Genomic DNA, 13,806 nt, shown 5'->3' on the forward strand with positions numbered 1-13,806 from the left:
GGATTGCGGTGTGCTCAGACGATTGGGCCGCGCGGGTAGCGTTTGAGCTTTTCGATCAGCTCCGAACCCGGGATTGGTCGGTCGAACAGGTAGCCCTGGCCGACATCGCAGCGGTGGCGGCGCAGGAAGGCCAACTGCTCGGCGGTCTCGATGCCTTCGGCCACGACCTTGAGTTTCAGGTTGTGGGCCATGGCGATCACGGCGGAGGTGATTTCCATGTCGTCCTGGTTGTCCGGGATTTCGTGGATGAAGCTTCGATCGATCTTGATGATGTCGATCGGGAATTTTTTCAGGTAGCTGAGCGACGAGTAACCGGTGCCGAAGTCGTCCATGGCCAAGGTCAGGCCCAGACGCTTGAGTTGGTCGAGTTGCAAGTGGGTGTCTTCGGTGGCTTCCAGCAGCAGGCCTTCCGTTAACTCAAGCTCCAGCAGGTTCGCCGGCAGCGCTTCCTCTTTGAGGATGTTGGCGATGGACGCCACCAGGTCCGGGTCGGAGAATTGTTTGGGCGACAGGTTGATCGCCACTTGCAGATTGCCGAGGCCGGCGGCGGTCAGTTCTTTGCTCATGCGACAGGCCTGGCGGGCGATCCATTTGCCGATCGGGATGATCAGCCCGGTTTCTTCGGCAACGCTGATGAACTGATCCGGGCGGATCATGCCTTTTTCCGGGTGGTTCCAGCGTAGCAGCGCTTCCATCCCCAGCAGACGACCGCTGCGCAGGCACAGTTTGGGCTGGTAGAACACGTCCAGCTCGTTCTGGGTCAGGGCGCGGCGCAGGTTGTTCTCGACGAACAGTTTGTAGCTGGCCTCGGCATTCAGCGCTTCGGTGAACACCTGCACTTGGTGTTTACCGTTGGCCTTGGCCTTGTGCAGCGCCAGGCCGGCGTTGCGCATCAGTGTTTGTGGGTCGCGGCCATGCAGCGGCGCGCAGGCCAGGCCCACGGAGCCGGTGACGCTGATCAACTGGTTGTCGACGAACATCGGCTTGTCGAGGGTCGCCAGTAATTGGTTGGCGACCTGTTGGCCAGTCGAGAGGTCAGTGTCGTCCAGGAGCACCGCGAACTCGTTACTGGCGAAGCGCGCCAGGCTGCCGCTCGGGCTCAGGCTGTTGCGCAAGCGTCGCGCCAGGCTGATCAGCAGTTTGTCGCCGGTCTGGTGGCCGAGGCTGTCGTTGATGCGTTTGAAGTTGTCGATGTCCACCAGCAGCAGGCTGATCGGCGTGTCGCTGTCTCGAGCGAAGCGTTCATCAAGGTTGCGGATGAACGCCGGACGGTTGCCGAGGTTGGTCAGGTTGTCGGTGTAGGCCAGGCGCTCGATGCGCTGCTGGGCGAGCTTGGTCTGGGTGATGTCTTCGTAGATGCCGATGTAGTGGGTCAGCTCACGGTTGTCGCCATAGACCTTGGAAATCGACAGCTGGCCCCAGTAGGGTTCGAGGTTTTTGCGCCGGCTCTTGAACTCGCCCTGCCAGCTGTTGCTCTTGGCCAGCGCCGACGGTGCGTCGAACAGCAGTTCGCTGAGGTTTTCCAACGCCGGCAGTTCCGACAGTCGCTGGCCGTGGACTTCCTCGGTGGTGTACTGGGTGATCGCGGTGAAGCTTGGGTTGACGTACTCCACCACGCCGTCGCAATTGACCAGCAGAAAAGCGTTGGCGCTTTGCTCCACCGCACGCTGGAACAGGTGCAGGGCGCTGGTGGCGGTACGGCGGTTGTGGTTGTTGATGACTTGGGCGAACTGATCCGCCAGCTCGCCGGCAAAGGCGATTTCGTCCGACTGCCAGGCGCGGGTCGCACCGATCTGTTCCAGGCAGAGCACGCCGACCACTTGGCCATCGACGCGGATGCTGGCGTCGAGCATGGCGTTGACGTCGCGCGGGCGCAGGTATTCGGCGATTTCCTGGGTGCGCGGGTCGCGCATGGCGTTGTGGGCGTCAATGGCGCGACCGGTATGCAAGGCGTCGAGGTAATCGGGAAAACCACTGGCGTCGATCGACTCCGGCAGTTGGTGAGCCCGACTGGCGCGGTGATAGGCCGAAATCGGCGTCAGTAGCGAGCCGTCGAGGTTCCACAGGCTGGCGCAGTCGACTTCATAGATGTCGCAGGCACTGCGGGTGATCAGTTCGGCGGCTTCTTGCAGGGAATTGTTGGTGCTGTAGCGCTGGCGGGTCAGCAGCAGGATCAGATCTTGCTGGGCGCGCACCCGGTCCAGATGCTGCAGTTGTTCCTGCTGGGCGCGTTGATTGAGTTCCAGGGCAATTTGCAGGCGTGAGTTCTGGGTTTCCAGGTCCAGCGCCGGCAGCAGCGGTTCGCCATCGAACAGGCCGTCCACCACCATCAGGTAGCCGCGCAGCAGGTGTCGATTGTGTTGTTTGTAAGCTTCGCCCAGTTCCAGCAGGCTCAGTACCCCTGCGGCGGTGTGCAAGGTGTAGCGGATCAGGTAATGCGGGCTATTGGTGAGTTGCTGCTGGATCGTGTCGTGCAGTTGATAGCGCGCTTCGGGCTCCATCAGGCTGGCATAGGGCGAGCCGACCAAGGCACAAAGTTCCACTGCCGGCAGGCCAAACTGTCGTTCGCAATTGGGGTCGAGAAACAGCAGCGCCCAGCTCGGTTCATTCAGCCGTTCGAAACGCAGCATGCCGAGCCGCGAGGGCACAGGCAACTGCGTCACTACCTCGGCCACCATACGGCTGGCGGCATCGGGTTGGCTCTTCATATGGAGGGAAACTCGCTTCGAATATACTGATCGCGCCGGGCTCTCGCCCTCTTTACTGTTGTCTGCGGCAAGGTTGCATCATTGCGACACCGACTGACAAGAGACATGAAGGCCAAGTGCTATAAGAATATGTCGGCAGGCGTGAAGAATTCTCCAGCGAGGCGCCAAAAAGTAATGCAGTGAGTCAAAAAAACGCAGCCCTCGGCAGCCCCTGCAAGGCTGCGATCTTTTCCGGGATCAACGCAATTTTATGGTTATCGACTGCAGTTGCTTGCCATCCCGATTGTGATAATTGACGCGAACCTGTTCAGCATCGACGACCAGATGCGCGAAATTATCCTGGCTGATCACCTCACTGGTCAGCTCGTGCCGATAATCTCCCGCGGCCGTTCGGGCCAACGCTTGGTCGAGAATGAACGTGGATGCCTTGGCATACGGCAGCAGTTTGCTGTTGCACAATGGTGAAGACACGATGGTGTGAACTTCGAAGTCCGGGACCTCGCTGTGGGTCAGGCGACTGGTCAGCGAGCCGTGGACGTCGCCGGAAATGAAGAAAACGTTCTTGATGCCGTGCGTACGAATCGTCTCCAGTAGTCGTAGTCGTTGTTCCGGGAAGGCTTTCCAGGCGTCATCACCGTGAAGCTTGCGGTCGGGGTAGAACATGACGCTGGTGACCACGAATTTGACCCGGGCCGTGCTGTTGATCAGCCATTTGAGCAGCGCCTGTTCCTGCTCTTCATCAAGGATGCGCCGGTCGCTGGCCGACAGATTGCGTCGGGTTCGGCTGTCGGTGATAAACCATTCGATATCACCATCGGTGAATTGATACCAATACTGTTCCAATTGCCTGCTGACTTGTCCGTTGGCGAGCAGTTTATGGGCGGGGCTGTGACTGGCTTGATATAACTCATATGCCGCCATGGCGTTTCTGTACAGGTATGCATCGTTCTTGCTTTTATTGGCGGGCCAGTTGTCTTCAATTTCATGGTCGTCGAGGATCATGTAAGTCGGCATGCCGGACATTAACTTCGAAATATGAGGTTGTGAAAAAGCCGTGCGGTATTTACTGAGAATGTCCTTGTACTCCCGGTCGGGGGCCACGAGGTTCAAATCATCGACATAGATTTGATCGCCGGTCATCAGCATGGCGCTGACAGGCGGCTCGGCGCGTTCTGCCAGGCTGGTGATCGAGGCAAAGATCCGGTCGCCCAGGTGCGGGGCCGACGCAATGCCGGCGGTCATTCGCAGGTAGCGACATGAACCGATGACATAAGCCCGTGGCGTCGTGTTTTTGCTGGATTGCGTGCGAAAGCGGTAGATCGCCCGAGGCCACTGCAGCGGCAGTTCCTGGATCGTTTCCACGGTATGCACCGGGCTCATGGGGCTGAACCATCCCGCCTGATATTCATAGTCGGTATCGGCGGCGAGATCATTGAGTGCAATCACATCGGACATGTCGCGCAAAATAGTCAGTTTCGCAAATACGCTTTTGGACCAGCGATCCTCACCGGCACGCCGATAACGGACGCCCGCAAATACCAAGGCGTTACTCTGTAATTCACCGCGCAAGAAAATGCGAGCGTGGTTAGTTGTTGTATGGCCAATAATCGGGCCGACAGTTGGTTTGAACATGTTCGAATCCATTCGAAGTAATGCTAACTAAGCAGATTAAGTTGTCGAAGTTTCTATTGGAAATTCTCCTAACTAAGACTAGTTATTGGCTCGCAAAAAATATCGGGCGGAAGTGGACTCGAGTTGTAGGCAGCGTAAGCCATGAATGTAGGAATAAGGCGCAGAGGAGGGCTTTCTTCAGGGCAAAAAAAAGCCCCGCCAAATTGGCGGGGTTGAGGTACGAGCGTGGCGCTCGGAAAACGTGGATCGCGACGGGCCCTCCGGTGAAGGAGGGCCGGTCGGTGTTACAGCAGGATGGTGCGGATGTCCGCCAGCAGGTCGCTCAGACGCTTGGTGAAGCGTGCAGCAGCGGCGCCGTTAATCACACGGTGATCATAGGACAGCGACAGCGGCAGCATCAGCTTCGGCTGGAAGGCTTTGCCGTCCCAGACTGGCTGGATGGTTGCCTTGGACACACCGAGGATCGCCACTTCCGGCGCGTTGACGATCGGCGTGAAGCCGGTGCCGCCAATGTGGCCGAGGCTGGAAATGGTGAAGCAGGCGCCTTGCATGTCGTCAGCGGTGAGCTTTTTGTCGCGGGCTTTGGCAGCCAGCGCAGCGGCTTCGGCTGCCAGTTGCAACAGGCTCTTCTGGTCGACGTTCTTGATGACCGGTACCAGCAGGCCTTCAGGGGTGTCGACTGCGAAGCCGATGTTCACGTACTTCTTGCGGATGATCGCTTTGCCGCTTGGCGCCAGCGAACTGTTGAAGTCCGGCAGTTCCTTGAGCAGGTGTGCGCAGGATTTGAGCAGCAGCGGCAGAATGGTCAGCTTGACGCCAGCCTTCTCTGCAACGGCTTTCTGAGCAATACGGAACGCTTCCAGCTCGGTGATATCAGCCGAATCGAACTGAGTCACGTGAGGAATGTTCAGCCAGCTGCGATGCAGGCTCGACGCGCCGATTTGCATCAGGCGAGTCATCGGTACTTCTTCGGTTTCGCCGAAACGGCTGAAGTCCACGACCGGAATCGGCGGGATGCCCGCGCCGCCGGTTGCGCCGCCAGCGGCCGGTGCTTCCTTGGCCTTCTGCATCATGGCTTTGACGTAAACCTGCACGTCTTCTTTCAGCACTCGACCGTGGGGGCCACTTGGGCTGACAGCGCTCAGCTCGACGCCGAATTCGCGGGCCAGCTGGCGCACCGCAGGGCCTGCGTGAACCTTGGCGCCCGGCTTGGCCGGTGCAGCAGCAGGTGCGGCAGGTGCCGGAGCAGCAGGTGCTGCGGCGGCTGGAGCAGGTGCAGGTGCAGCAGGAGCAGCAGCGGCTGGAGCCGGGGCAGCAGCAGGTGCCGCGCCTTTGACTTTCAGCTTCAGGATCAGGTCGCCAGTACCGACTTCGTCATCCAGCTTGATGGAAACGCTTTCCACCACGCCAGCGGCAGGCGATGGGATTTCCATGCTCGCCTTGTCGGATTCCAGGGTGATCAGCGACTGGTCGGCGGTGACGGTATCGCCAGCCTTGACCAGTACTTCGATGATCTTGGCCTTGCCCGCCGAACCGATGTCCGGGACGTGAATGTCCTGAACAGTGTCGGCAACCGGGGCTGCCGGAGCCGCAGCGGCTGGCGCCGGAGCAGCGGCAGCAGGCGCAGCTGCCTGGGCTGGCGCGGCCGCGGCTGGTGCAGCAGCACCCGCCACTTCCAGGTCCAGAATCAGGTCGCCGGTGCCGACTTCGTCGTTGAGCTTGACGCTGATGGCCTTCACCACGCCAGCGGCAGGCGATGGAATTTCCATGCTCGCCTTGTCGGATTCCAGGGTGATCAGCGACTGATCAGCGGCGACGGTGTCGCCGACCTTGACCTGGATCTCGATGATCTGGGCCTTGCCCGCCGAACCGATATCCGGCACGTGTACTTGCTGAACGCTGGCAGCAGCAGGCGCGGCAGCAGGAGCAGCTGGCGCTTTCGCGGCAGCAGGTGCAGCTTCAGCCTTGGCGGCTGGCGCAGCGGCAGCTGCAGGGGCCGCAGCTGCGGCACCTTCGACTTCCAGTTCCAGCAGTTCGTCGCCTTCTTTCAGGCGATCGCCCAGCTTCACTTTCAGGCTCTTGATGATACCGGCCTTCGGCGCAGGCACTTCCATGCTCGCTTTGTCCGACTCAAGTGTCAGGATGCTCTGGTCGGCTTCGATACGGTCGCCGACCTTCACAAACAGTTCAATTACTTCACCTTCACCGCTGCCGATGTCAGGTACGCGAATGAGTTCGCTCACAGAGTGTCTCCTCAGCAGTCCAGTGGGTTGCGTTTTTCCGGGTTGATGCCGAACTTGGCGATGGCTTCAGCCACCACTTTAGGTTCGATATCGCCACGGTCAGCCAAAGCTTCCAGGGCTGCCAACACCACGAAATGACGATCGACTTCGAAGAAGTGACGCAGCTTCTTGCGGCTGTCACTGCGGCCGAAACCATCGGTGCCCAGGACTTTGAATTCCTTGGACGGGACCCACTGACGAATTTGTTCAGCGAACAGCTTCATGTAGTCGGTAGACGCGATGACCGGACCTTTACGGCCGTTCAGGCACTCTTCGACGTAGCTCAGTTTAGGCTTCTGGCCCGGGTGCAGACGGTTGCTGCGCTCGACGGCCAGGCCATCGCGACGCAGTTCGTTGAAGCTGGTAACGCTCCACACGTCTGCGCCAACGTTGAACTGTTCACGCAGGATCTTCGCCGCTTCACGGACTTCACGCAGGATGGTGCCGGAGCCCATCAGCTGAACGTGGTGCGCCGCTTCGCGGGTGTCTTCCTCGAGCAGGTACATGCCCTTGATGATGCCTTCCTCGACACCGGCCGGCATGGCTGGCTGCTGGTAGGACTCGTTCATCACGGTGATGTAGTAGAAAACGTCCTGCTGCTCTTCGGTCATCTTCTTCATGCCGTCCTGAATGATCACCGCCAGCTCGTAGCCGTAGGTTGGATCAAAGGTGCGGCAGTTCGGGATGGTGGCAGCCAGGATGTGGCTGTGACCGTCTTCGTGTTGCAGGCCTTCGCCGTTCAGCGTGGTTCTGCCGGCGGTACCGCCGATCAGGAAGCCACGGGTGCGGCTGTCGCCAGCGGCCCAGGCCAGGTCGCCGATACGCTGGAAGCCGAACATCGAGTAGAAGATGTAGAACGGCAGCATTGGCTGGTTGTGGCTGGAGTATGAAGTACCGGCAGCGATGAAGGAGCTCATGGCGCCCGCTTCGTTGATGCCTTCTTCGAGGATCTGGCCCTTCTTGTCTTCTTTGTAGAACATCACCTGGTCTTTATCGACTGGCTCGTAGAGCTGGCCGACGGACGAGTAGATGCCCAACTGACGGAACATGCCTTCCATACCGAAGGTACGGGCTTCGTCCGGGATGATCGGGACGATGCGTGGACCGATTTCCTTGTCCTTGACCAGTTGCGCGAGGATCCGCACGAACGCCATGGTGGTGGAAATTTCACGGTCGCCCGAGCCATCAAGAATGGCCTTGAGGGTGTCCAGCGACGGGGTCGGTACGCTGAAGCTCTGCGCGCGACGCTGTGGCACGAAACCGCCCAGTGCAGTACGGCGCTCGCTCAGGTAGCGGGCTTCGGCGCTGTTTGGCTCTGGCTTGAAGAACGGCAGGTTTTCCAGCTCTTCGTCTTTGACCGGAATGTCGAAACGATCGCGGAACAACTTCAGGCTGTCGACATCGACTTTCTTGGTGTTGTGCGCAGTGTTTTTCGCTTCGCCGGCACCGGTGCCATAACCCTTGATGGTTTTGGCCAGGATGACGGTCGGTTGTTCTTTGTGGTTGACCGCTTCGTGGTACGCCGCGTAGACCTTGTACGGGTCATGGCCGCCACGGTTGAGTTTCCAGATCTCGTCGTCGGACAAGTCTGCAACCATCGCCTTGAGTTCTGGCGAGTTGAAGAAGTGTTCACGCACGAACGCGCCGTCTTTGGCTTTGTAGTTCTGGTACTCGCCGTCGATGACTTCGTCCATGCGGCGTTGCAGGATGCCGTCGACGTCTTTGGCCAGCAGTGGGTCCCAGAAACGGCCCCAGATGACTTTGGTCACGTTCCACTGAGCACCGCGGAACACGCCTTCGAGTTCCTGGATGATCTTGCCGTTGCCGCGAACCGGGCCGTCGAGGCGCTGCAGGTTGCAGTTAATGACGAAGATCAGGTTGTCCAGCTTCTCGCGGCCAGCCAACGAAATGGCGCCCAGGGATTCCGGCTCGTCGCACTCGCCGTCGCCCAGGAAGCACCAGACTTTCTGCTTGCCTTCGGGGATGAAACCACGGGCTTCCAGGTACTTCATGAAGCGTGCCTGGTAGATCGCCTGAATCGGGCCCAGACCCATGGATACCGTCGGGAACTGCCAGAAGTCAGGCATCAGCCAAGGGTGCGGGTAGGACGACAGGCCCTGACCGTCTACTTCCTGGCGGAAGTTATTCATTTGTTCTTCGGTGATGCGGCCTTCCATGAACGCACGGGCGTAAACGCCTGGCGAGGTGTGACCCTGGAAGTAGATCAGGTCGCCGCCGTGTTCGTCGGTCGGGGCCTGGAAGAAGTAGTTGAAGCCGATGTCATACAGGGTCGCACTGGAAGCGAAGCTGGAGATGTGACCACCCAGGTCAGAATCTTTCAGGTTCGTACGCATTACCATGGCCATCGCGTTCCAGCGTACCAACGAGCGAATGCGGCGTTCCATGAACAGGTCGCCAGGCATGCGTGCTTCGTGAGTTACGGGGATCGTGTTGCGGTAAGGCGTGGTGATGGCGTAAGGGAGCTGCGAGCCGCTACGGGTCGCGAGTTCGCCCATACGGGTCATCAGATAGTGAGCACGGTCTTCGCCTTCTTTGTCGAGAACCGATTCCAGGGCGTCCAGCCATTCCTGGGTTTCGACGGGATCGAGGTCTTGCATGGCTTGCTCCAGGGCGGAAAGGCTTCCAGAATCGGTTGCCTGAGTTTGCGACTGGCCTTGTGGGCAGACGATATAAATTCTTGGATTGCCGAGAGGTATGTTCCGGCGGCGTGTAGTTTTACTACAAATCATCGGGCATTTCAGCCTTTCGAATGTATAGACGAGTAGTAAAACTACAGATGATTGGCTTGTGGCCTCCGGCTGCGTTGTGAGAATAATCGTTAAGGTTGGTCTTTTGCCAACCAAAAAAGGTGAAGGCTTGATGATCGCTGCCAAAAATAAACAAATTTCAGCTATTTCTAACCTTTGTTCGACAGTCGGTCAGGTAGCGTATTTTCACGAATCACTACATGCAGCCCTTCACACGCCGATCAAGGATAGACCATGAGCCTCCCTTCGCTTGCCGAACTGCCCGATGGGCTCCTGCCATTTGTCACCCGCGCCGAGCAGTCGTTTCGTACGACCGTCGGGGTTCTTCCCGATGACCATGGCCTGTCTGCCTGGACGCCTGAGCGCTGGGCGCAATTTGCTCGCGTCGCCGCTGCCAGCGACTTTGTGATTGAACAGAGTCTGCGTGACCCTTTGATGTTGCTGGAATTGGTGCAGTCCGGCGAACTGGATCGAGCCTTTGCCCCGGGCGAGTTGTGCGCACAGATTGCGACGGCGGTGAGCGCAGCCGAAACCGACGACCAGCTGGGCCGCGCCCTGCGTCGCCAGCGCGCACGCCAGCAAGTGCGGATCATCTGGCGTGACCTGACCCGCCAGGCCGATCTGATCCAGACCTGTCGTGACCTCTCGGACATGGCCGATGCCAGCATCGATCAGGCCTATCAGTGGTTGTATCAGCGCCATTGCCAGCAGTTCGGCACGCCCACCGGGCGCCGCAGCGGCGAGCCGCAGCAGATGGTCATCCTCGGCATGGGCAAGCTCGGCGCCGTGGAGCTGAATCTGTCGTCGGACATCGACCTGATCTTCGCCTACCCCGAGGGCGGCGAAACCGTCGGCGTGAAGCGGTCGCTGGATAACCAGGAGTTTTTCATTCGTCTCGGCCAGCGTCTTATAAAGGCGCTGGACCCGATGACCGTCGACGGTTTCGTGTTCCGCGTCGACATGCGCTTGCGGCCTTACGGTTCGTCCGGCGCGCTGGTGCTGAGCTTCAATGCGCTGGAACAGTACTACCAGGATCAGGGCCGCGACTGGGAACGCTACGCGATGATCAAATCGCGCGTGGTGGCCGGCGATCAAGTGGCGGGCGCGCAACTGCAAGAGATGCTGCGCCCGTTCGTTTACCGGCGTTACCTGGATTTCTCGGCCATTGAAGCGCTGCGCACCATGAAGCAGCTGATCCAGCAGGAAGTCCGGCGCAAGGGCATGGCCGACAACATCAAGCTGGGTTCCGGCGGTATTCGTGAAGTCGAGTTTATCGCCCAGGCCTTCCAGCTGATTCACGGTGGCCGCGACCTGAGCCTGCAGCAGCGTCCTTTATTAAAAGTACTGAGCACCCTTGAAGGTCAGGGTTACCTGCCGGCGGCAGTGGTCAGCGAGTTGCGCGAAGCCTACGAATTTCTGCGTTACACCGAACACGCGATCCAGGCCATTGCCGACCGCCAGACCCAGATGCTGCCCGATGGCGAACAGGATCAGGCGCGCATTGCCTTTATGCTCGGGTTTGCCAATTGGGCGGCATTCCACGAACAGCTGATGTACTGGCGCGGCCGGGTGGCCTGGCACTTTGCTCAGGTGATTGCCGATCCCGATGAAGAAGCCGGCGCCGAGAGCGAAGTGGTGGTCGGCGGGGAATGGCTGCCGCTGTGGGAGGAGGCGCAGGACGAGGAGGCCGCGTGCCGTCAGTTGGAAGAGGGTGGTTTCGCCGATGCCTCCAAAGCGCTGAAAGCCCTGGCCAGTCTGCGCGGCAGTCCGCAATTGCGGGCCATGCAGCGCTTGGGACGTGAACGCCTCGATGCTTTTATTCCGCGCTTGCTGGCTCAGGCTGTGGAGCATGCCAATCCCGATCTGGTGCTGGAGCGGGTGTTGCCGCTGGTGGAAGCCGTGGCGCGTCGTTCCGCCTATCTGGTGTTATTGACCGAGAACCCCGGCGCCCTGCGCCGCTTGCTGACGCTGTGCGCCGCGAGCCCGTGGATTGCCGAACAGATCACGCGCTTCCCGCTGCTGCTCGACGAACTGCTCAACGAAGGCCGGCTGTTCAAGCCACCGCTGGCGCCGGAACTGGCGGCCGAGTTGCGCGAGCGTCTGACGCGGATTCCCGAAGACGATCTCGAACAACAAATGGAAGCCCTGCGGCATTTCAAACTGGCGCACCGCTTGCGCGTCGCCGCCTCGGAAATCGCCGGCAGCCTGCCCTTGATGAAGGTCAGTGATTACCTGACCTGGCTTGCCGAAGCGATCCTCGAACAAGTGTTGGCCCTGGCCTGGCGCCAGACCGTGGCCAAGTACGGTACACCGCTGCGCACTGATGGAACCTTATGCGACCCTGGTTTCATCATTGTCGGTTACGGGAAAGTCGGCGGTCTGGAGTTGGGGCACAGTTCGGACCTGGATCTGGTGTTCATCCACGACGGCGATCCACAGGCCGAAACCGACGGGCCGAAGCCTATCGACGGCGCACAGTTTTTTACCCGGCTCGGGCAGCGCATCATTCATTTGCTGACGGCGCAGACCAACTCCGGCCAGCTGTATGAAGTGGACATGCGTCTGCGGCCCTCCGGTGCCTCCGGTTTGCTGGTGAGTTCTTTGGGGGCGTTTGCCCGGTATCAGGAAAACGAAGCCTGGACCTGGGAACACCAGGCGCTGGTGCGGGCGCGGGTGCTGGTGGGCAGTCAGGATGTCGGCCAAGCGTTCGAGAAGGTTCGCGCGGCGGTATTGGCCAAGCGGCGGGACCTGCCGACCTTGCGCCAGGAGGTCAGCGAGATGCGCGCCAAGATGCGCGATAACCTCGGCAGCAAGAGCACGGCGGCGGGCACGGCGGCAAATGCCTTCGAGGCCACGGCGCCATTCGATCTCAAGCAGGATGCCGGAGGTATCGTCGATATTGAATTTATGGTGCAATACGCGGCTCTGGCATGGTCTGAGGCGCATCCGTCATTGCTGCGCTACACCGACAATATCCGCATTCTGGAAGGGTTGGAGGAGGTAGGGCTGATGCCCGCCGAAGACGCCAGCCTGTTGCGTGAAGCCTATAAGGCCTACCGCTCCGCCGCTCACCGGGAAGCCTTGCAGAAGGACGCCGGCGTGATACCGGGCGACCAGTTCGTGGATGAACGACGGCAGGTAATGCGTATCTGGCGCGAGCTGGGGTTAAGCTGAGCAGGCTAAATTGGAACACCCAATACCCAATGTGGGAGCGGTGTTTGATAGATTGGGACAGCTAAGCTGCATCGCATGGATGTGCACAAAAACTGATCTGATGAGCCGGTACAGGCTTGTCCAAATGACCTGACGGTTCACCCCGAAGGTGCTGGATTCTCGAGGCGGGGAGGCATATGCCTCCCCGGCTCGTTTTTGGAAACCACATGAAAATTCTGATCGTTGGGCCCAGTTGGGTCGGTGACATGGTGATGGCGCAGACACTTTTTCAGTGTCTCAAGCAGCGCCACCCGCAGTGCGAAATCGACGTGCTGGCCCCCGAGTGGAGCCGGCCGATTCTCGAGCGCATGCCCGAAGTGCGCCAGGCCTTGAGCTTCCCGCTCGGCCACGGCGTGCTGGAGTTGGCGACGCGTCGGCGCATCGGTAAATCCCTGGCCGGTCAGTACGACCAGGCCATCCTGCTGCCCAATTCCCTGAAGTCGGCGCTGGTGCCATTTTTCGCCGGTATCCCGAAACGCACCGGCTGGCGTGGCGAATTCCGCTACGGCCTGCTCAATGACGTGCGCACGCTCGACAAAGAGCGTTACCCGCTGATGATCGAGCGCTTCATGGCCTTGGCCTTTGAGCCCGGCGTCGAGTTGCCGAAACCGTATCCACGGCCGAGCCTGCAGATCGACCCGGTGACCCGCGATGGCGCACTGGCCAAATTCGGTCTGGCTCTCGACCGTCCGGTGTTGGCGCTGTGCCCCGGCGCCGAGTTCGGCGAGTCCAAGCGCTGGCCGTCCGAGCACTACGCCAAGGTCGCCGAAGCGAAGATCCGTGAAGGCTGGCAGGTCTGGCTGTTCGGCTCGAAAAACGATCACGCGGTGGGCGAAGACATTCGCGCGCGGCTGATTCCCGGTCTGCGTGAAGAGTCGGTGAACCTCAGTGGCGACACTTCCCTGGCCGAGGCCATCGATTTGCTGTCTTGCGCTGACGCAGTGGTCTCCAACGACTCCGGCCTGATGCACGTGGCTGCCGCGCTGAACCGCCCATTGGTGGCGGTATACGGCTCGACGTCGCCGGGTTTCACACCACCATTGGCCGAGCATGTCGAAATCGTGCGCCTGGGCATCGAATGCAGTCCGTGCTTCGATCGCACCTGCCGTTTCGGTCATTACAATTGCTTGCGCCAGCTCATGCCGAAAGCGGTGAACGAAGCCTTGCAGCGGTTGCTGGGCACTGTGGTCGAGGTCAAATAGT

The 13,806-nt window shown here is 59.9% G+C and carries 6 protein-coding genes; 2 read left to right on the top strand and 4 right to left on the bottom strand.

Annotated features, from left to right (window positions below):
* Positions 1 to 14 precede the first annotated feature (14 nt).
* The 4 genes from PSH97_RS02160 to aceE form a co-directional block, all read right to left on the bottom strand.
* On the bottom strand, positions 15 to 2,708 hold the full coding sequence (locus PSH97_RS02160; protein WP_305447918.1) for a putative bifunctional diguanylate cyclase/phosphodiesterase: 2,694 nt from the start codon (positions 2,706 to 2,708) through the stop codon (positions 15 to 17).
* A 237-nt stretch (positions 2,709 to 2,945) separates the two neighbouring features.
* Positions 2,946 to 4,340, bottom strand: coding sequence for an alkaline phosphatase D family protein (locus PSH97_RS02165; protein WP_305449737.1), 1,395 nt, complete (start codon positions 4,338 to 4,340; stop codon positions 2,946 to 2,948).
* 284 nt (positions 4,341 to 4,624) lie between these two features.
* Positions 4,625 to 6,583 (bottom strand): dihydrolipoyllysine-residue acetyltransferase, encoded by a 1,959-nt coding sequence (gene aceF, locus PSH97_RS02170; RefSeq protein ID WP_305447919.1) that lies wholly within the window; start codon positions 6,581 to 6,583, stop codon positions 4,625 to 4,627.
* Positions 6,584 to 6,594: 11 nt separating this feature from the next.
* On the bottom strand, positions 6,595 to 9,240 hold the full coding sequence (gene aceE / locus PSH97_RS02175) for a pyruvate dehydrogenase (acetyl-transferring), homodimeric type (RefSeq protein WP_305447920.1): 2,646 nt from the start codon (positions 9,238 to 9,240) through the stop codon (positions 6,595 to 6,597).
* Between the two features lie 384 nt (positions 9,241 to 9,624).
* Here aceE and glnE point away from each other — a divergent pair, with 384 nt between their 5' ends.
* Both glnE and waaF read left to right on the top strand, forming a co-directional pair.
* A complete protein-coding gene (gene glnE / locus PSH97_RS02180; protein ID WP_305447921.1) occupies positions 9,625 to 12,564 on the top strand; it encodes a bifunctional [glutamate--ammonia ligase]-adenylyl-L-tyrosine phosphorylase/[glutamate--ammonia-ligase] adenylyltransferase in 2,940 nt (979 codons plus the stop codon).
* A 206-nt stretch (positions 12,565 to 12,770) separates the two neighbouring features.
* Positions 12,771 to 13,805, top strand: coding sequence for a lipopolysaccharide heptosyltransferase II (gene waaF / locus PSH97_RS02185; RefSeq protein WP_218397135.1), 1,035 nt, complete (start codon positions 12,771 to 12,773; stop codon positions 13,803 to 13,805).
* The last annotated feature ends 1 nt before the right edge of the window (position 13,806 follow it).

Source organism: Pseudomonas cucumis, from assembly GCF_030687935.1.
In the GTDB taxonomy this organism is placed as follows: domain Bacteria; phylum Pseudomonadota; class Gammaproteobacteria; order Pseudomonadales; family Pseudomonadaceae; genus Aquipseudomonas; species Aquipseudomonas cucumis.

Coding starts and splice junctions, on each gene's coding strand:
- aceE (WP_305447920.1), bottom strand. CDS start 9,240: ATGCAAGACCTCGATCCCGTCGAAACCCAGGAATGGCTGGACGCCCTG.
- PSH97_RS02160 (WP_305447918.1), bottom strand. CDS start 2,708: ATGAAGAGCCAACCCGATGCCGCCAGCCGTATGGTGGCCGAGGTAGTG.
- waaF (WP_218397135.1), top strand. CDS start 12,771: ATGAAAATTCTGATCGTTGGGCCCAGTTGGGTCGGTGACATGGTGATG.
- PSH97_RS02165 (WP_305449737.1), bottom strand. CDS start 4,340: ATGTTCAAACCAACTGTCGGCCCGATTATTGGCCATACAACAACTAAC.
- glnE (WP_305447921.1), top strand. CDS start 9,625: ATGAGCCTCCCTTCGCTTGCCGAACTGCCCGATGGGCTCCTGCCATTT.